An 18558-nucleotide genomic window follows, 5' to 3' on the forward strand; every position below is an offset into this window, starting at 1 on the left:
CACCTTACTCAAACAGCTTTGCCACACGCTTTGAAACCGAAAATTCCAGTTCCATAAACTTTGTTTCCAGCTCTTCACTTGGCGTTGATGCCTGATATTTGTAGAAATACCGCGTGAATGGGATTTCAGCACCGGTCTTGATGACAGGTTTTTTCTTTCCAAGATCTTCCTCAAAGAAAGCGGCGGCATCCGGGATATGAGGCAAAACCTCACGTGCCATATAATCTTCGATGCTTTCCTCCCATTTCACCAGTTCGGTGTCCTTGGTTTCTTTGTCGTAAATAATCCTTCCCTTGCGGTCACGTTGAATTTCTGCATTCTTATCCATAATAGAGAGGCCATTAGCAATCTTGTCGAGCAATTTTTTATCAGATGTTGCCGAAGCAAGTGCCTTAGTCAGTACAGGCATAAACTCAGTCGGTGAATTATATACTTGTTCTGAAGTGACAGCTTTCAATGTAGTAATAATCTCATCGTATAAGGCCTGATTGTTTTGGAATGATTCCAATTTTTTCTGTTCTTTGCCAGTTAGTTCTTCAGCATTCTCCAATTCATTAACCTTAGCCTGATCATAGAGAGAAGAAAGCGCACCCTTAGACAGCATAGCTTCGATACGCTCCTCTGTAATGGCATAGCTACGCTGAAGAGGCTGCATAACCGTGTACTCACGGTAAATGAACTCCTCGTTGTCGTAAATCTTGCAGTACTCGTTTTCTGCAAATTCTGCATAGAGCTTCGTTACGGTGCTGCGGTCTTCCGGAGATATTTCATTTTTCTTATCACCCAGAGCCTTGCGCAGTTTGTGGAAGAAGGACGAAGCATCTATCAACTGAATCTTGCCCTTGCGCTCAGCACGTTTATTTTTTGAAAGCACCCAGATATATGTAGCTATGCCCGTGTTGTAAAACAGATCTGTTGGCAATGCAATAATTGCTTCGATTAAATCGTTTTCTAACATCCAACGACGAATTTGGCTTTCGCCAGAAGCTGTACCACCTGAAAATAATGGACTACCATTTTCAATAATAGCAGCACGACCAAAGTTATCATCCATTTTGTCAATAGCAGATTGCAAAAACAGCATCTGCATATCGCCGGAACCAGGGAGCCCAGCACCCCAACGGCCTTCAAATCCCTTTGCATATTCATCATTAACTGCTTTTTCTACACCTTCAGCTGCATCTTTACCTCCCCACGGAGTACCAAATGGCGGATTTTCAATAACAAAGCGCATCTTGGTTTCAGCAAATCGATCTTTCTTCATAGTGTCCTGATAGCAGATATTCTCTGCATTCTGACCTTTGATGAGCATTTCTGCAAGACAGATAGCATAAGATTCCGGATTGATTTCCTGCCCAAAAAGACGAACATCTGCAGTAGGATTATATCTCTTAATGAAGTTATAGCTTGTGGAGAGCATACCACCTGTACCACATGCTTGATCCAAAACTGTAATTACTTTTCCGTCGTCAAAGATATCGTCACAGCCTTCAGCTAACAAAATATTTACCATCAATTTAATGATATCTCGTCCAGTGTAATGATCACCAGCCTCAGCGTTTTCAGAGAATCTACGAATTAAATCCTCGAAAATGTATCCCATCTTTACGTTATCAATCGTGCGAGGATTCAAATCCAATTCTGAAAATGCTTTGACGACACTTAACAGGCGATCGTTTTTATCCATCTTGTCAATTTGCTTATAAAAGTCCAAACCTTTCTCAGCAGACACAATAATCTCCTGCACATTAGGAGAAAAACTCTGAAGATACGCTTTAAAGTTGGCTGCTAAATTGTCGGCATCATTAATCAATTCTGCAAGTGTAAATTCACTAGTATTGTAGAACTGAAACCCCGAAATACGATACATAGCTTTTGCCGGGTAATTTGGGTTTGCTTTAAACTGTGCAACCACCTTGTCTTTGGTAGGTTCCAGCGCACACTCAAAACGTCTGATGATAACCATCGGAATGATTACATCTTTATATTTATCACTCTGGTATGTACCACGCAGCTTATTTGCAATAGACCAGATAAAATTCACCTCTGTTGATACATCGATAGGGCTATCGTCCCACATTGCATCGATAGTCTGCTTTTGTGCCATTATATTTTCCTCCAATCAGACTAAGAGCTTCCTAACCCTAGTCATTGTTAATTTTATATGTTTAAGTGTCCAAAAATCGGGACTTAGTCCTCGATTCCCATCATCATCTTATAGTGCTGTTCCTGATGCATGGCAGTGAAAATCAACTCAAACACTTTTTTGCACTGTTCCACATCACTGCCATCATCAATATAGTTGAAGCCATCACTTATAACAGCTGGGCCGTCGTTCATATATGTGAGCATGCTTGAAGCAAGGTTGTATCGGTCATAATTAGGCTTCTGTCCTTCCACTTCATCCACAAACAACAGCTTATTCTGTTCCAGAACAATCTTGTGAAGGTCGTTTCCTTCGTAGCCACATATCTGAATAAAGTAGTATTCAAGAATATGTCGGATTACATTCTTCACCGTATTTGCTGTTTTCAGTTCCTTATATTCATCCCACAGAGCAGCATACGAGTTTTGAATTGGATTATAGTTCTCTTGCTCGGTAGGTACTCTCTGACTCTGACGCACACAAAGTTTAACTGAAGAAATGTTTTCTATCTTACGAATCATATAGAACGAAACGCTGTGATATCTCTTTGCTTGGTGATGCGTAATTTCCTTATGGAAATAAACATTGTGAGTCAGAATGAAAATCTGCTTAATATAGTCGCCGTCGACTTTATGGCTTCGATAGTCCGTATTGTTGTAACAAACCTCAATCATCTCTCTGACCAGAGCACTGACGATGAACAATGCTCCACTATCCATACTGGATACCGGGTCATCAATAACAACAATTTTATCTTTTACAGCTTCACTATTAAGGCTTCCTTTCACAAGGTGATAGTAATACAAGAATGCAATAAAGTTTCTTTCACCTTCGCTCAGTTTTTCTGCAACAGTTCCATCCGGCCGAATAACCTCATATGTATTTGCTACTCCGTCCTTTGCACGAAGATGGAAACCTTCAAAACCAGAATTATCAAGCAGAACATTGATGCTATCGATAGTGGCCTCAGTATTCACAATCTGTTTGTTTAGTTCATTGGCCTCTTTCTTCTTGGCAGTAGCATCCTTTTTTAACTGTTCCATTTTATCTTTCAATGCTTTTATTTCAGTGTCCAAATCAGACAGTGCTTTGTTGTACGCAGCTACATCAGCTTTCAAAAGCTCTGCAAGATACTCCCACACCTGCTTTTTGCATAGAACCTTCTTTGTTTTGAGGTCTCTGACTATCTCGTTATTTTCTTTGATTTTCTTATTAAAGCCATCAATCAGAGTGCCAATCTCAATGAGCAAACTATCAGTATCTTCTAAGGAAGCAATGGATGTCGGCTCTTTAATCTTTGCTGCAATTCTCTGTTTATTAATGGTTATCGCATCCACAAGAAGCTGAACTTTTACTTCATATTCTGACAAGTCTAATTCCGGCATAGCAGCAGATACATTGCCCTCCAGCGTTGCTACAACGGAATCCATCTCTGATTCATATGTTCTTTGAAAAGCATTAATCGCAGAGATGTCATCTTGATACTGTGCATCAAAGCATGCAGCTATTTCTTTATCAAAGTTAGACGGGAGTTTTTGCTGGCAATATGGGCATTTTCCGTCTGTCTGGCCAGCAAAATGAGTATGACCACTTCGCACCCAATCAGTAGCTTTTAGGGCTTTAATAAATTTTGCAAAGTCCGTATCACTGCTGCTGGAGATTGGTTTTCCCATCAATTCATATCCCGGCAGGGATGCATAGGTAACTTTACCTGCCTTAGACAGCATGTTGTACTGCTGTGCATCGCCAGAAAAAACGGTCCCATATAGAGTTTTTAAATCTTCAACATCATGAGCAACCGGCGTAATTGCTAAAATTTCTTGAGCGAATAATGCAGCTTTTTTCTTACCCTTAATAGCTTCATCGAATAGTGTTCTGGCTTCCGCACTCTTGCTCCAGCAGTCTGATTGAAATGTCGATAAAGCGGTATTCTTATCCGCTGTTTTCTGGTCTATAGCGGCCTTATGTCCGTTATATTCCTCACCCATTTTCTTGCGTTCTGCATTGAGTGTATCAACCTGCTCTTGAATAGCAATATTAGTTTCATTTACGGTGAATACACCAGCAAGATTTCCATAGTTACGCAAGTTAGCATTTATAAAATCTGTATCATACACAAGAACATCATAGTCAGTTGATGCCTTCCCAGCTTGCCACTGTAAACGCTCATCGTTTGCCTTAAACGTTCGTGCAATGGTAGATTTGCCTGCACCATTCTTCCCATAGAAGAAATTTACATACGTCGGTTCTATAACCTCATTGGAAAATGTGGCATCGTTTAACGTTATTTTTTCTATTGCTGATTTCATTTTAGGGTTCATATGCAAATCTACCTCCTGCTTCTATTCTTTAATTTTTCCTTCTCTGACCCATTCGTCAACTTCAGAGATTTTGAATTTATATCGTTTTCCAGCTTTATATACAGGTAATTTTCCTTCTTTTATCCAAGTACGGACTGTATCCTGACTCAAACTTAGGTGTTCTGCTACATCTTCAAGGTTTACCCATTTTTCAACTTGCATGTTTTCATATTCTGCACTCATATTATTCCTCCATGTTCGATTCCAGATGAGTGGTTGCGTATTTATAAAGAAAAGACTTGTATCCCAGCTTCCCTTAATACCTCTACTGCATTTATCTTTTTTATTGCCCAGTGCATACGATTCAATTCATTCGTTCCGCTGCAGCCTTCGATTCCGAGTTCAAACCGAAGTTCATTTATTTTCTGCTGTGGTATCCAGTTAAGTATTTGATAATATACTTTAATGCCATTGTCCTGAATCTTTACATCAACAATCAACCCATACGCAGCATAGTGGTCTTCATCTGTTTTCCCATAAGTGTGGTTCTCAGTCGCAATAATTGCCGGATAGGTTTTCAGCACCGATATTGCATCTTCTGGCAAAGCCGCATAAGCTGCTTTCAGTTCTTTTGAGGTACTTTCCGTTATTGCTCTGTCCTTTCGAACAAGGCAATGACAGTACTGAGGATTTAATTCATCATCTCCAACAACCAGAAGGTGATAGAAATCTGTATTTAATGTAATGGTGTGCACTGCGTTAGGGCTTCCCGGCATGGGTGGTGCCCCACCCACCATCATTACGCTATAGGTATTGTTCACAGCGTCTGTATGAGCTACCAATGTATTATTGTTACCGGGCAAATTAAATGTCGTATTCGGTGTTTGCGCTTGCAAAGCTCCCGGTTGTGATGGCTGTAATTTATTCTCCATCTTTTTTCTGCCCTCCATAATAATTGTTCGTAATGCTATCGACATGCTGAATGAAGCTATTGTTATTTCCAGTTACGTTGAAATTAAAAACCATTTGCTGTTTAGATTTTTCTTTGTTCTGATGAGGATCTTCACAGTCCGCTTCAACTATGACATCTTCTGGTGAGCCATTAGCATCATTCTCAGCTATGTCACAATCTTCAAGCTGAATGTATCTGAGTTTGATATCTACTGGCCAATCGGCACCAATATCTCCTTTGTAAGTCCTTTTTGCTCCACCGGCAGACGGACACCAGAAATCGAATGTTTCAGCTCCAACTACATTATCAACACTACATACCGAATAATGAAATATACCTAATAGAAATGACTGCAAAGGAATTTCTTTCATATTTATGAGTTCTTTTTTCTGCGCTGTTGTTCCATCTTCTTTGATATAGAAAGATTGGCTATCATCAATGCAATTATCCAACGATATTAATTCGACGAGTGCTTTCACGAGTAGCTCGTCTTTTTTTATATCTCCTCCAGCATCAATGAAGTCATCCACAAAGCGGCACATTTTTCTCAATGTATCCACATACTCGTTCTTCACTCTTTCGTCAAAAACTCTCAATGCCGTTTTATCACCGAACGGGAAGTAGCCTCCGCCTGCATTCTTACATTTCTTATATTCTGAAGCGTTACCCTGAATTGTTTTAATTTCAGTCGGCATTGGTGTCGCTAAATCAGAACGTATCACTCTGGCCAAACCAATCAAAGTTTCATATTCAGTTAATCCATCTTTTTTTCCTGCGTAGTGTTCATTTGCACCCAGCAGTTGCTTTCTAGCCTCTAAAAGCAAGGTGAAAAACGTACCGCCACACAGTCTTAAATTTTCATTTTTTGTCATTGATTGTCCCTCTAACCAAATTTACCTACTCAACTTACTCAACTGTGAATGGCAGGCCTACTCAACTTACTATTTTCTAGCCCTGTGAAAAGCCACAGGGATTTTTTGATGTTTGTCGGCCGTCGAATCTGATGAATATAAACCAGAGCAACCCCCAACAAACCCTACTAAATCATCATAACACTTTTCGACATTATTTTCAATGTAGCGAGTATGAACGAACAATAAACTCTACAGCGAAATATGCCTGAAATCTCTGTTTCCACCTGTGACTGGTCACAAATCTATGCCAATCACAGGAGGTAAATGTTATGGCAAACAAAGACAATCAGAGCAAACAGTATCGTATCTACATCAAGGAATCCAAAAGCTGGGTAGACGTAAACAAGGAGTTCTACACGAACTACTACCGTGACATCAACGCCTACCGTAAACGCCAGCAGGAACATGGCCGTTGTGTCTGCCCTGCAAGCAAACGCTATTTATGCGACATGGACTGTATGACCTGTCCGTATGTCAAGGCTGGCGATCAGCTTTCTCTCGATAACACCGTAAGCGACGGTGAAGGAAATGAAAAGAGCTGGCTTGATGACATGCCGGATGAATCCGCAGCTATCGCTGAATTAATGGAGGACGCAGAACTTCTTCGTGCCCTCTACGCAAAGCTGAACGAGCTGGACCCGGAAGGCCGTCTTATCTGCCAGCTTATTATGGAAGGAAAATCGGAACGTGACTGCGGCAAGGAAATGGGCCTCTCTCGTAATACATTCGTGTATCGCAGGGACAAGCTGTTCCAGAAGCTCCGCTCCGAGCTTAAGGACTACATCTAATATGAATGGTCGTCCTCTGATTTTTTAGGGGACGATTTTTCTTTTCAAAAACTTTTTTATATTTTTTCGGCCAAACGGCAATCTCACCTCCATTGAGTAGTGTAAGGCGAAACAAAGCGACCTACAGAAAGCGAGGTGAACATCGTGAAACAGACTTTTCACAACCGAAGCGGCACTGACGCAGAAGTGATTGCTACTCTCACTGCAATCAGTCAGGTATCCGCAAGAATGGCGAAGAATCTCAGAATCATCGCCGCACACAGACAATCCGAGGAAGGAGGAACAGAAAATGTCAAAAATGAGCGATATGGCTATGACCATCGAAGAGCTGAGAAATGCCGCCGCTGCTATTAACGATGTAGCAAACTGGCTCGCACAGCAGTTTGGAGGAGCATCCGAAGCTACTGAAAAAGCAGAAGCCCCTGCTGCTCCTGCGAAAACTGCATTGACCCTTGAGGAAGTTCGAGCTGTTCTGGCTGATAAATCTCGTGCCGGGCATACAGCTGAAATTCGAGAGCTTCTTAAAAAGTACGGTGCAAGCAAGTTGTCACTCGTAGACCCGAAACATTATGAAGCCCTGCTTAGGGAAGTGGAGGTGCTCTAATATGCCACCTAAAGGACATTCAATCCTCTCCGCATCATCTTCTGACCGCTGGCTCCACTGCCCACCGTCAGCAAGACTCTGCGAAACCTATGAGGATAAAGGTAGTGATTATGCTGCAGAAGGTACCGACGCACACGCTCTTTGTGAATACAAGCTCCTTAAAGCTCTCGGCATGGAAGCTACTGATCCAACCAAAAGTCTCGACTGGTACAACGCCGAAATGGAAGATTGTGCCACCGGGTACGCCAGCTTTATTATGGAGCTTTTGGAAGATGCCAAGCAGACCTGCTCCGATCCAGTTGTTCTGATTGAACAACGAGTGGACTTTTCCCGTTGGGTGGAACAAGGCTTCGGAACCTCAGATGCTATTCTCATCAGCGATGGAACTATGCATGTGATTGACTACAAACACGGTCTTGGAATACTTGTTTGCGCTGAAGACAATCCACAGATGAAATGCTACGCTCTTGGCGCTCTGGAGCTTTTCGATGATATTTATGACATCGATACGGTCAGCATGACCATCTACCAGCCCAGACGTCAGAACGTTTCTACCTATGAAGTCAGTAAGGATGACCTGTATCAGTGGGCCGATGAAGTTCTGAAGCCTACCGCAGACCTCGCCTTTGCCAGTGATGGAAACTTCCTGTGCGGTGAATGGTGCGGATTCTGTAAGGCAAAGCATGAATGCCGGGCCAGAGCAGAAGCCAATCTTCTACTCGCACAGCACGATTTCAAACTGCCACCACTGCTTACGGATTCAGAAATTGAAGTCATTCTTTCCCGTGTCGACGAGCTGGTCTCCTGGGCCAACGACATCAAGGAGTATGCACTCCAGCAGGCAATCAGCGGTAAAGAATGGACCGGTTGGAAGCTGGTCGAAGGTCGCTCTAATCGCAGATATACCAACGAAGCCGCTGTATCAAAGGCTGTCGAATCTGCTGGTTTTGACCCTTATGAAAAGAAGCTACTTGGTATCACTGCTATGCAAAAGCTACTCGGCAAATCTCGCTTCGAGGAACTCCTTGCAGCCTATATTGAAAAGCCACAAGGCAAACCTACTCTTGTGCCGGAAAGCGATAAACGCCCGGCAATGAACACAGCAAAAAATGATTTATGGAGGAATATGACAATGAGTAAAAATGTAAAAATGACAAATCCCATGAAGGTTATCACTGGTCCTAACACACGTTGGAGCTATGCCAACGTCTGGGAACCTAAATCCATCAACGGTGGCACTCCGAAATATAGTGTCAGCCTGATTATCCCAAAATCCGACACAAAGACTGTTGCAAAGATTGAAGCTGCTATCGAGGCTGCATACCGTGAAGGTGAAGCAAAGCTCAAGGGCAATGGTAAATCCGTACCTGCTCTTTCTGTACTTAAGACGCCTCTTCGTGACGGAGATCTTGAAAGACCGGACGATCCTGCATACGCTGGCAGCTTCTTTGTGAATGCAAATGCAACCTCTGCACCTGGTATCGTAGATGCAGACCGCAATCCTATCCTCACTCGTTCTGAGGTTTACTCTGGAATCTACGGTCGTGCCAGCATCAGTTTTTACGCTTTCAACAGCTCTGGCAATAAAGGCATCGCCTGTGGCCTTAACAATTTGCAGAAGATTCATGATGGCGAGCCTCTTGGCGGTAAGGCATCTGCTGAATCTGACTTTGCAACTGATAACGACGATGATTTTCTTGACTAATGGAGGTAGCAAACTATGGAGACAATCGTGATTAGCACAATTCTTGTAAACATCTGTATCGGCTGCTTCGCTTGCGTCGGTCTCACTACTGCAATCTCTATGATTCAGAGTATCATCAACGACCATAAACGTGAAAAGCGTGAGCAGGAAAAAGACAAGCGCGACCTCGAATACCACGAAAAGCGCATGAAAGACTTTAAGTAATCTATCAACCTGCTGGCGGTGGAACTCACTGCCGCCAGCACATTTTCTGACAAAAGGAGACAACCTATGAATGAATTTGCAGAAATCTTAAATCTATTTATTGCTAATGTCATCTCCTATACCTTTTTTGCGGCGGTATATGGCTTCATCATCTACAACGTAGGAAAAATCATTTTTTACCTTGTTAGTTATGCGGTATACCACATTCGTCGTGACATCAATAAATATAAATCCAATAAAGATAAACAGTAACAAGGCAGGCGGCAGGGATTTCTCTGCTGCCTGTTTTGTAGAAAGGACAATCTCATGAAAACACTCAGTATCGATATTGAAACCTACAGCGATGTGCCACTTCAGAAAACCGGAGTATATCGCTATGTAGAGTCACCTGATTTTGAAATCTTACTCTTTGCCTACAGTGTAGATAACCAGCCCGTTCAGGTCATTGATCTTGCCTGCGGAGAACAGATTCCAAAAGAAATCCTTCTTGCTCTAGAGGATGAATGTGTCATCAAGTGGGCCTTCAACGCTACCTTTGAACGCATCTGTCTTTCTCGTTTCTTAGGTTATCCGACCGGAGAATATCTGAAACCGGAAAGCTGGCGTTGCTCTATGATATGGTCCGCCACGATGGGGCTTCCACTCTCCTTGGAAGGTGTCACGAATCAAAAAGCGCTTTGATGTGAGAGAAATAAAGTCCAGCAAGGACATCACCGACTGGAATGCTGGAAAGATACCAGTCGCAGTCATTCATCCTGCATCTGCTGGTCATGGACTCAATCTACAGGCTGGCGGTTCCACCCTTATCTGGTTTGGTCTGACATGGTCACTGGAATTATATCAGCAGACCAACGCCCGACTTTGGAGACAGGGCCAAGCCGCCGGAACCGTGGTGATAGAGCATATCATCACAAAAGGAAAATACAAATCAACCACAATCGTTTTCTTGGATACACGAAAGACGCGGACGGCAACCTCATCATCGATCCAGAACAGGCAGAAATCGTAAAGCGCATTTATCGAGAATATTTAGAAGGTCTCAGTATGGACAAGATTGCTGCAGGCCTGGAGCGTGACGGTATCCTTACCGGTGCCGGAGGGGAAAAGTGGCACACAAGCACCATCAACAAAATTCTCCGAAACGAGAAATACATCGGTGATGCCCTGCTTCAAAAGACCTACACTACAGACTTTCTAAACAAGACCAGAGTTAAAAATAACGGTCTTGTTCCACAATACTATGTAGAAGGCGATCACGAAGCCCTTATTCCGAAGAACATTTACCAGCAGATACAGGAAGAACTTGTCCGCAGACGAGTGGTAAAAACCAGTGACAATGGCAAAAAACGAAGCTACAGTTGCAATCACTGCTTCTCCCAAATCGTCATTTTCGGCGAATGCGGTGAAATGTTCCGAAGACTCCACTGGAACAATCGAGGCGTCAAATCAATTGTCTGGCGCTGCATCAGCAGGCTGGAATCCACCGGACTTGAATGCCACGCTCGAACCATCAATGAGCTGGTTCTTCAGGATGCCGTTGTCAATGCCATCAATCAATTACTCGGCGACAAAAATAACTATCAGGCACAGCTCCAGCTTAACATTGCCGCAGTCATCCGAGCTTCACAGGTAACAGCCATAGACAGCATTGACAAGAAGCTAATGGCCCTGCAACAGGAGCTGATTCAAAAAGCCAACAGTAAAGAGGACTACGACGAAATAGCGGATGAGATCTTCAGATTCCGAGAACTTCGTCAGAAAACCACTGTCGATACCGCCGCAAGGGATGAACAGATAAAGAGAATTAACGACTTGCAGGATTACATCTCACAGCAGACCGCCCTCCTTACTGAATTCGATGAATCACTGGTGCGACGCTGGATTAAGCAGATCACCATCTGGGATGACCGCATAATAGTTGAATTGAAATCTGGCGTCAGCATTGATGTGGATGCATAACTCTATAGATATACAATGGCTCCCCACCACTGGATAATTCCCGGTGATGGGGAGCCTTTTCATTTTATTTCAAATTTTCAATATTTAATTCCATGAACGTTAAAAAGTTAGTAGCATCTTTTAACAAACAGGAAAAGGTTTCTGCATAGTTTTCTTTTTTCACATCAAGCTTTTTCGTAATTTTTTGATATCCCTTTCCTTTACGATGTCCCGTTCCACTTGAACGTAACTCCTGTAGATTTCTCAAGAACTTAATATGCTCATTATAGTTTTCGATATTACTTTCACATAGCCAAGCTTCTATTTTTGAAATGCTACCTACAAGTTTTTCGTAATTACCAGTTAACCGTTTTGAAATGCTCTTTTCATTTAAAGAATCAATCAGTATTTTGACTAAAGAAAGAACCAGCATATCCATCTCAGTAATTGAATTATTTACTGGAACTCGTAATATTTCAAAATTATAAGCATCCTGCTCTGTTAATGATAAAAATAAAGGCCATCCATACTTTTCAGTGAAAACTCTATTTAATCGTGTATAAGCTTTCTTAAAAACAAAATCTGGAGACTCTGAGTCTGATGCAATACACATAAAATCTCTCTTTATTTTTGTTTTGCTCAATTTTCCTCCAATCGACTTGTTAAATCCCCTCCAATAATGCTGCTCGGCTTCACTTGGTAAATCTCTTCCTAAATCACCTAAATAAGCTGATACATAATCTGAATTACTATTATCAATATACAATGACCACAATACACCACATCGAATAATTCCATCTTCGACTTTATAAATTTCAGGTTTCGAATAATACTTATTCAGTACTGCACTGTCAAAATATACAGGTGTTAAATAGTGCGGCGCTGTTGGATTTGCCCCGAAGTAGTTGTTTAATTCTTTCGGATTACAAGTATGGCGTATTTCTTTTCCGTTCTCATCTATACCAATAATAAAATCAACATAAGTCTTTTCTTCATTATACGGCCAAATATTACTATCACATAAACTGCAACCTGAGACAACATTTTTTGCATAAATGATGGAATAATTTTTCCTTTTTAGTCCAGTTGATGTATTTCCGATATTAAGTGCATAAAAAATTGTGTTTTCGCTATTTCTATAAACCAATCCATCTTCCTTGATTTTTTCCGAATTATCGATAGAAACGCACCTGCTATCAATATGTATCATCAATACTTTTTCTTTTACTGCTAGATACGTTTTTAAGTATCTTTTATGTATAGTTACATACCCATTATCATTCATTTTCACTACGGTAATTCCTTCACCGTTAGAAACATCAATATATTCATTTTTTTGTGAATTGAAATACAGATTGAATAATAATCGAAACTCTTCAACAATTTCTATTGAATCTGTAGCTACGCCATTATATTCTCTTTTTATAACAAGTGGTTCATAACCATTGTCATTTCCCCAACGATGATAAACCTTTTCATCATCCTCCCAAGAACCGTAAACTGTAATTCCAGGCATCAATGTATGTGCATTATATGTATCATTTTCCATATCATTTTCAACTTCATTCAAAGGAAGAAGAAAACTCTGAAGGTATATATCATACTTTTTATCAATTTTATTTCCTGATACAGGAACCATTATGTCAGCATCTAATCCTCTCTCTATCCATTCTCGAATATCAATCTGATACAAATAATCTTTATCCATCATCTTTCAAATCCTCCTGTTATCTATTCCACTGCCAAGTCTGCCCCTTAGTATCGAGTGGCTTAAACTGCGGTCGGCTCTGACAACAATCCTAGTGACACAACCTCTGACATCTAATCCACAGCCTAAACCCTACCGCTATTCTCCGGTACTCAATTTCTCTCCAATCAGACCGAAAAGTAGATATGTTTCCATATAATAAAACCGAGCTTTCCGCAAGGCTTCTCTGATGATACCAACCTTACAAAAAGCCCGGAAATACGCCGCTTTTCAGCACTTGATTTTATTTTCTTGACAGCAAACACACAGTCTCAACATGGACTCCCTGCGGAAACATATCAGTAGTAGAAACCCGCACCAGTTCATAATCCTCCGCACACAGCACCTTCAGATCCCTCGCCAGTGTCGCACTGTCACAGCTCACATACACAACCCTCTCCGGCTTCATTTTAAGGATCGTATTCAGAAGTACCTCATCACAGCCCTTCCGTGGCGGGTCTACCACGATAACGTCTGCATAAACGCCATTCTTCTCATACTCTCTCGGCAGCACTTCCTCTGCTTTTCCGACAAAAAACTCTACATTCTCAATGCCATTGAGCTTCGCATTCTCTCTTGCATTGTCAATGGCCTGTGGTACGATCTCCACGCCGCGGACGAATTTTGCTTTCTGGGCCAGGAACAGGGAGATAGTTCCGATTCCGCAGTACAGATCCCAGACAGTTTCATTTCCCGTAAGGCCGGCGTACTCCAGAGCCTTTCCATACAGTTTTTCGGTCTGGATGGGATTGACCTGGAAAAAGGACAGGGGAGAGATCTGATAGGAAATATCTCCGATGCTGTCCGTTATATAGGACTGTCCCCAAAGGAGGCGAAGCTGATCACCCAGGATCACATTGTTCCGTTTTTTATTAACATTGATGGTAATGCTGGTCATTTCCGGAATTTCACAGAGTGATTCCACAAGAGCCTTTTCTGCAGGGATCTTATCTCCGTTTAAGATCAGACAGACCATCATCTCATCTGTATGGAAGCCGTAACGAATCATAATATGACGTACAAGACCTTTTCCCGTGGCCTCATCGTAGGGCTGTACATGATATTTTTCCATGTGTCCGATCACACGGTCCAAAACCTCTTTATTCTGTTTCACTCCCAGAATACATTCTCGGTTATCAATGATGGAGTGGGTTCTTCCTGCATAAAAGCCTGTGATGATCTTTCCGTCTTTATTTTTTCCTACCGGAAACTGTGCCTTGTTTCGATAATGATAGGGGTCTTCCATCCCCATGATCGGTTCCATATCAAGATTCTGAAAACCTCCGATTCTTTCCAGATGTCCACGAACCTTTTTCTCTTTAAATTTCAGCTGCTGCTCGTAGGATAATGCCTGAAGCTGGCATCCTCCGCACTGGCGGGCAATAGAGCAGACAGGTTTCACACGGTATGGAGACGGTGTGATCACCTCCATCAGGCGGCCATAGCCATAGTTCTTTTTTGCCTTGATGATCTTGGCTTTGATCCGGTCTCCGATCACGGCGTCTTTCACAAAAACGGTGAAGCCATCGGCTTTCCCGATACCTTCACCGTCAACTCCGCAATCCTCTATATCTAAAGTGAGTATATCGTTTTTACGGAATTCCATGTATTAAATATCTCCTGTTCTTCTTAAATTGGACTCAAAAAGCCGGTTGAAACCAAGCCATTCTTTTTTGCCTTTGTCTGCGTGAAAAATTTCTGTCAGTGTCTCCATCCTTGCATCTGTATTGTCTGCCAGATTCAGGGCAACTGCCTCTGCAAGTGCCGGTTTCTTGGGAGAACCGTACTCAAGCTCACCATGATGTGCAAGAATACAGTGGATCACCTGATTTTCAAGCTTCTCCGGAAAATCCGGGATCTCTTTTGCAAGATCATGCACCATCTGTGCCCCGATCACAATATGTCCAAGAAGCTGTCCCTCATCTGTATAATCATTCATCGGAAAAGCAGAAAGCTCCTTCGTTTTGCCCACATCATGAAGAAGTGCGGTTGTGATCAGAAGATCTCGGTTCAATAGTGGATATGCATTCGCCATATAATCGCAGAGACGGGTCACTCCAAGAGTGTGCTCCATCAGCCCGCCGATAAAGCCATGATGTACGGTCTTCGCTGCAGAATGTCCCTCAAATATCTTCATAAATTCCTGATCTTCCACAAAGAGCTTCTTCAGAAGCTGGGAAAGATAGGGATTCTTCACACTGTTGATAAGCTCTCGTAGCTGGCTCTGCATATCATCCACACTGTTCTCACTGGTAGGAAGATAATCTGCCGGATCATACTCCCCTTCTCCTGCCTTGCGTGCTCTCTTGATATTCAGCTGCATGGCGCCTGCAAAGCTTGTCACATCTCCCATGATCTCAATGTAATCAAGAGTATCAAACTCATCAATTCCCAGAGAATTGGGATCCCAGATCTTACCATCGATCACACCTGTTTTATCCTGAAGGATCAGATTCTCATAGGGCTTGCCATTCTTCGTTGTAGCTGCCTGTTTCTGTTTGCAGAGATAGATCCCGTTTACTCTGTCTCCCTCATGTAATTCATTTAAAAAACGCATAAAATTCTTGCCTTTCTGTTCTTTTTACTTTCAAAGCAGACATACTCACGAACACATCCGCTTCACACTTTGCATTCATAGCCAGACTTTCTTTATGATCTTTGGCCGCATCCCGGTCCGGGCTTTCTGGCATTTTTGCACAGTTTCCACTTACTTCCGGGCTTTATTCAGTATCATAACACATTTTACTTTCCTTTGCTATGGAAATCATGTAAAATAGGAAACGAAGTGTTTTTTTGCATATCCTGTGTTACGCAGAAAAACACGGAATCAACAGAAGTAACAAAAAGGAGTAACTACAGCAACAATGAACAAAAAAGCATACAAAGCACTTGAATACTATAAAATCATAGATCTGCTCACAGACAAGGCCTCCTCCCCCATGGGAAAGGATCTCTGTCGGAAGCTTACCCCTTCCACAGACATTGAAGAGATCCGGTCCATGCAGCTGCAGACACACGATGCCCTTGCACGCCTGTTCAAAAAAGGCGGCATTTCCTTCGGCAGTGTCAAGGACATCCGTGGCACATTAAAACGTCTTACTGTTGGCAGCGCCCTGAATGCACCGGAGCTGCTTTCTGTCTGCAGTCTTCTTGAGAATACCGGTCGTGTAAAGGCCTATTCCAGAAGTGACCGTGATGACGGAATGACCGATTCCCTTGACGGAATGTTTGCGGCACTGGAACCTCTGACACCACTCAGCACAGAGATCCGCCGCTGTATCCTTTCCGAGGATGAGATCAGTGACGATGCCAGCAGCACGCTTCGCCAGATCCGCCGCAGCATCAAGGCCACCAATGACCGGATACACACCCAGCTTTCTTCTCTGGTTGCAGGAAGTGCCAGGAATTATCTTCAGGATTCCGTTATCACCATGCGCGACGGCCGCTACTGTATCCCGGTAAAGGCTGAATATAAAGGCCAGGTTCCCGGTATGATTCACGACCAGTCCGCCACAGGTTCCACTCTTTTCATTGAGCCCATGGCTGTTGTCAAGCTGAACAACGATATCCGCGAGCTGGAGCTGAAAGAGCAGAAAGAGATCGAAGTGATCCTTGCATCCTTAAGCCAGCAGGTAGCTGCTGAGCTGGAGGCTATTCACGCAGATCTTTCCATCATGGTACAGCTGGACTTTATTTTTGCCCGTGCCGCACTTGCCATGGACATGAACGCCAGTGAACCTGTTTTCAACACAGAAGGCCGGATCCGGCTTCGCCAGGCCCGTCATCCACTGATCGATAAGAAAAAAGCCGTTCCTATTGACATCCGTCTCGGGGATGATTTTGACCTCCTGGTTGTCACCGGACCAAACACCGGTGGTAAAACTGTTTCTCTGAAAACCGTAGGTCTTCTTACCATGATGGGACAGTCGGGTCTCCATATCCCGGCGCTGGATCGTTCCGAACTTGCACTTTTCCGCGAGGTTTATGCTGATATCGGAGATGAGCAGAGCATTGAACAGTCCTTAAGTACCTTCTCCTCTCATATGACAAACGTGGTTTCCTTCCTGAAATCCGCAGATCAGGATTCCCTGGTCCTCTTCGATGAGCTTGGTGCAGGTACGGACCCTACCGAGGGTGCCGCTCTTGCCATTGCGATCCTGTCACATCTTCACGAGCAGGGTATCCGTACCATGGCAACCACCCATTACAGCGAACTGAAGATCTATGCCCTCTCCACTCCAGGTGTGGAAAATGCCTGCTGTGAATTCGATGTGGAAACCTTACGTCCGACCTACCGCCTTCTGATCGGTGTTCCGGGAAAAAGTAACGCATTTGCCATTTCTTCCAAGCTGGGGCTTCCGGATTTCATCATCGACAAAGCAAAGGAACAGATCAGCGAGCAGGATGAATCTTTTGAAGATGTTCTGACATCCCTGGAGCAGAGCCGCGTCACCATCGAAAACGAGCGTGCTGAAATTGCCCGTTACAAAGAACAGGTAGAAGAGCTGAAAAAATCCCTTCAGGAAAAAGAAGAAAAACTGGATGAACGTAAAGAGCGGATTCTCAGAGAAGCCAATGAACAGGCACATGCGATTCTCCGCGATACCAAGGAATACGCAGATCAGACCATGAAGCTTTTCCATAAATTCCAGAAGGATCACGTAGATACCGCTTCCGTGGAAAAAGAGCGCCAGAACCTGAAAAAACGTATGTCAAAAGCCGAAAATGGAATGTCTTCCAGGCAGCAGAAGCAAAAGCCAAAGAAACAGCTGAAGCCATCCGATCTTTCTCTTGGCGATACCGTAAAGGTGCTCAGCCTGAATCTCAAGGGAACAGTTTCCAGTCATCCGGATTCCAGAGGATATCTCTTTGTGCAGATGGGTATCATCCGTTCCAAGGTTCATATCTCCGATCTGGAGCTTGTGGACGAGCCGGTGATCACCACTCCGTCCATGCAGCGTACCGGCGCCGGAAAGATCCGTATGTCCAAGGCAGCCAGCATTTCCACAGAGATCAATCTTCTGGGGAAAACCGTAGATGAGGCAGTTGCAGAGCTGGATAAATATCTGGATGACGCCTATATCGCACACATGAAATCCGTCCGTATCGTTCACGGAAAAGGTACCGGTGCCCTCCGCAAAGGTGTCCACAATTACCTGAAGCGCCAAAAGCACGTAGCTTCTTTCCGTCTCGGCGAATTCGGAGAAGGCGATGCCGGCGTGACCATTGTAGAATTCAAGAAATAAAAAGGAGCTGAAGC

At 43.2% G+C, this 18558-nt stretch carries 16 protein-coding genes and 3 pseudogenes; 11 read left to right on the plus strand and 8 right to left on the minus strand.

Annotated elements, in window-relative coordinates; translation table 11 throughout:
* Window positions 1-4 precede the first annotated feature (4 nt).
* The 5 genes from LKD46_RS12755 to LKD46_RS12775 form a co-directional block, all read right to left on the minus strand.
* Complete coding sequence (locus tag LKD46_RS12755; protein ID WP_110103434.1) at window positions 5-2107, minus strand: type I restriction-modification system subunit M; 2103 nt, start codon at window positions 2105-2107, stop codon at window positions 5-7.
* 83 nt (window positions 2108-2190) lie between these two features.
* A complete protein-coding gene (locus LKD46_RS12760) occupies window positions 2191-4467 on the minus strand; it encodes an AAA family ATPase (protein ID WP_110103435.1) in 2277 nt (758 codons plus the stop codon).
* Between the two features lie 21 nt (window positions 4468-4488).
* A complete protein-coding gene (locus LKD46_RS12765) occupies window positions 4489-4689 on the minus strand; it encodes a helix-turn-helix domain-containing protein (RefSeq protein ID WP_008976224.1) in 201 nt (66 codons plus the stop codon).
* Between the two features lie 41 nt (window positions 4690-4730).
* Window positions 4731-5378, minus strand: coding sequence for a hypothetical protein (locus tag LKD46_RS12770; RefSeq protein ID WP_118752505.1), 648 nt, complete (start codon window positions 5376-5378; stop codon window positions 4731-4733).
* Complete coding sequence (locus LKD46_RS12775) at window positions 5368-6270, minus strand: hypothetical protein (RefSeq protein ID WP_110103437.1); 903 nt, start codon at window positions 6268-6270, stop codon at window positions 5368-5370. Before LKD46_RS12775 ends, LKD46_RS12770 begins: the two co-directional genes overlap by 11 nt.
* Before the next feature lie 311 nt (window positions 6271-6581).
* Between LKD46_RS12775 and LKD46_RS12780 the strand changes: the two genes are divergently transcribed.
* The 10 genes and pseudogenes from LKD46_RS12780 to LKD46_RS12825 all read left to right on the plus strand — a co-directional run bounded on the left by LKD46_RS12780 (window position 6582) and on the right by LKD46_RS12825 (window position 11572).
* On the plus strand, window positions 6582-7100 hold the full coding sequence (locus LKD46_RS12780) for a helix-turn-helix transcriptional regulator (protein ID WP_110103438.1): 519 nt from the start codon (window positions 6582-6584) through the stop codon (window positions 7098-7100).
* 144 nt (window positions 7101-7244) lie between these two features.
* Window positions 7245-7454, plus strand: a complete 210-nt coding sequence (locus LKD46_RS12785) for a hypothetical protein (RefSeq protein ID WP_146207156.1) — start codon at window positions 7245-7247, stop codon at window positions 7452-7454.
* Window positions 7390-7704, plus strand: a complete 315-nt coding sequence (locus tag LKD46_RS12790; RefSeq protein ID WP_110103439.1) for a DNA ligase — start codon at window positions 7390-7392, stop codon at window positions 7702-7704. Before LKD46_RS12785 ends, LKD46_RS12790 begins: the two co-directional genes overlap by 65 nt.
* 1 nt (window position 7705) lies before the next feature.
* A pseudogene (locus tag LKD46_RS12795) lies at window positions 7706-8818 on the plus strand (DUF2800 domain-containing protein); the annotation flags it as partial.
* Between the two features lie 18 nt (window positions 8819-8836).
* Window positions 8837-9409, plus strand: coding sequence for a DUF2815 family protein (locus LKD46_RS12800; protein WP_173740051.1), 573 nt, complete (start codon window positions 8837-8839; stop codon window positions 9407-9409).
* A 27-nt stretch (window positions 9410-9436) separates the two neighbouring features.
* The gene (locus tag LKD46_RS12805) at window positions 9437-9613 is read left to right on the plus strand and encodes a hypothetical protein (RefSeq protein WP_330383008.1); all 177 of its coding nucleotides are present in this window, start codon (window positions 9437-9439) and stop codon (window positions 9611-9613) included.
* A 66-nt stretch (window positions 9614-9679) separates the two neighbouring features.
* On the plus strand, window positions 9680-9865 hold the full coding sequence (locus tag LKD46_RS12810; protein WP_110103440.1) for a hypothetical protein: 186 nt from the start codon (window positions 9680-9682) through the stop codon (window positions 9863-9865).
* A 54-nt stretch (window positions 9866-9919) separates the two neighbouring features.
* Window positions 9920-10273, plus strand: a pseudogene (locus tag LKD46_RS12815) (hypothetical protein); the annotation flags it as partial.
* Window positions 10269-10622: pseudogene (locus LKD46_RS16785) on the plus strand (ATP-dependent helicase); the annotation flags it as partial. The pseudogenes LKD46_RS12815 and LKD46_RS16785, both read left to right, overlap by 5 nt.
* Window positions 10541-11572 carry a recombinase family protein gene (locus LKD46_RS12825; protein ID WP_227574216.1) on the plus strand — a complete coding sequence of 344 codons (1032 nt, stop codon included), beginning with the start codon at window positions 10541-10543 and terminating at the stop codon, window positions 11570-11572. The pseudogene LKD46_RS16785 and the gene LKD46_RS12825, both read left to right, overlap by 82 nt.
* 64 nt (window positions 11573-11636) lie before the next feature.
* On the opposite strand, the gene LKD46_RS12830 is transcribed toward LKD46_RS12825, so the two are convergent.
* The 3 genes from LKD46_RS12830 to LKD46_RS12840 form a co-directional block, all read right to left on the minus strand.
* Window positions 11637-13262 (minus strand): hypothetical protein, encoded by a 1626-nt coding sequence (locus tag LKD46_RS12830; protein WP_110103442.1) that lies wholly within the window; start codon window positions 13260-13262, stop codon window positions 11637-11639.
* Between the two features lie 280 nt (window positions 13263-13542).
* Window positions 13543-14904 carry a 23S rRNA (uracil(1939)-C(5))-methyltransferase RlmD gene (gene rlmD / locus LKD46_RS12835; RefSeq protein WP_118752502.1) on the minus strand — a complete coding sequence of 454 codons (1362 nt, stop codon included), beginning with the start codon at window positions 14902-14904 and terminating at the stop codon, window positions 13543-13545.
* A gap of 3 nt (window positions 14905-14907) precedes the next feature.
* Window positions 14908-15855 (minus strand): 3'-5' exoribonuclease YhaM family protein, encoded by a 948-nt coding sequence (locus tag LKD46_RS12840; RefSeq protein ID WP_015524370.1) that lies wholly within the window; start codon window positions 15853-15855, stop codon window positions 14908-14910.
* Between the two features lie 307 nt (window positions 15856-16162).
* Here LKD46_RS12840 and LKD46_RS12845 point away from each other — a divergent pair, with 307 nt between their 5' ends.
* Window positions 16163-18544 carry an endonuclease MutS2 gene (locus LKD46_RS12845; RefSeq protein WP_227574207.1) on the plus strand — a complete coding sequence of 794 codons (2382 nt, stop codon included), beginning with the start codon at window positions 16163-16165 and terminating at the stop codon, window positions 18542-18544.
* Window positions 18545-18558: the final 14 nt, after the last annotated feature.

The organism is Blautia fusiformis, from assembly GCF_020686995.1.
In the GTDB taxonomy this organism is placed as follows: Bacteria; Bacillota; Clostridia; order Lachnospirales; family Lachnospiraceae; genus Blautia_A; species Blautia_A fusiformis.

Coding starts and splice junctions, on each gene's coding strand:
- LKD46_RS12755 (WP_110103434.1), bottom strand. CDS start 2,107: ATGGCACAAAAGCAGACTATCGATGCAATGTGGGACGATAGCCCTATC.
- LKD46_RS12760 (WP_110103435.1), bottom strand. CDS start 4,467: ATGAACCCTAAAATGAAATCAGCAATAGAAAAAATAACGTTAAACGAT.
- LKD46_RS12765 (WP_008976224.1), bottom strand. CDS start 4,689: ATGAGTGCAGAATATGAAAACATGCAAGTTGAAAAATGGGTAAACCTT.
- LKD46_RS12770 (WP_118752505.1), bottom strand. CDS start 5,378: ATGGAGAATAAATTACAGCCATCACAACCGGGAGCTTTGCAAGCGCAA.
- LKD46_RS12775 (WP_110103437.1), bottom strand. CDS start 6,270: ATGACAAAAAATGAAAATTTAAGACTGTGTGGCGGTACGTTTTTCACC.
- LKD46_RS12780 (WP_110103438.1), top strand. CDS start 6,582: ATGGCAAACAAAGACAATCAGAGCAAACAGTATCGTATCTACATCAAG.
- LKD46_RS12790 (WP_110103439.1), top strand. CDS start 7,390: ATGTCAAAAATGAGCGATATGGCTATGACCATCGAAGAGCTGAGAAAT.
- LKD46_RS12800 (WP_173740051.1), top strand. CDS start 8,837: ATGAGTAAAAATGTAAAAATGACAAATCCCATGAAGGTTATCACTGGT.
- LKD46_RS12810 (WP_110103440.1), top strand. CDS start 9,680: ATGAATGAATTTGCAGAAATCTTAAATCTATTTATTGCTAATGTCATC.
- LKD46_RS12830 (WP_110103442.1), bottom strand. CDS start 13,262: ATGATGGATAAAGATTATTTGTATCAGATTGATATTCGAGAATGGATA.
- rlmD (WP_118752502.1), bottom strand. CDS start 14,904: ATGGAATTCCGTAAAAACGATATACTCACTTTAGATATAGAGGATTGC.
- LKD46_RS12840 (WP_015524370.1), bottom strand. CDS start 15,855: ATGCGTTTTTTAAATGAATTACATGAGGGAGACAGAGTAAACGGGATC.
- LKD46_RS12845 (WP_227574207.1), top strand. CDS start 16,163: ATGAACAAAAAAGCATACAAAGCACTTGAATACTATAAAATCATAGAT.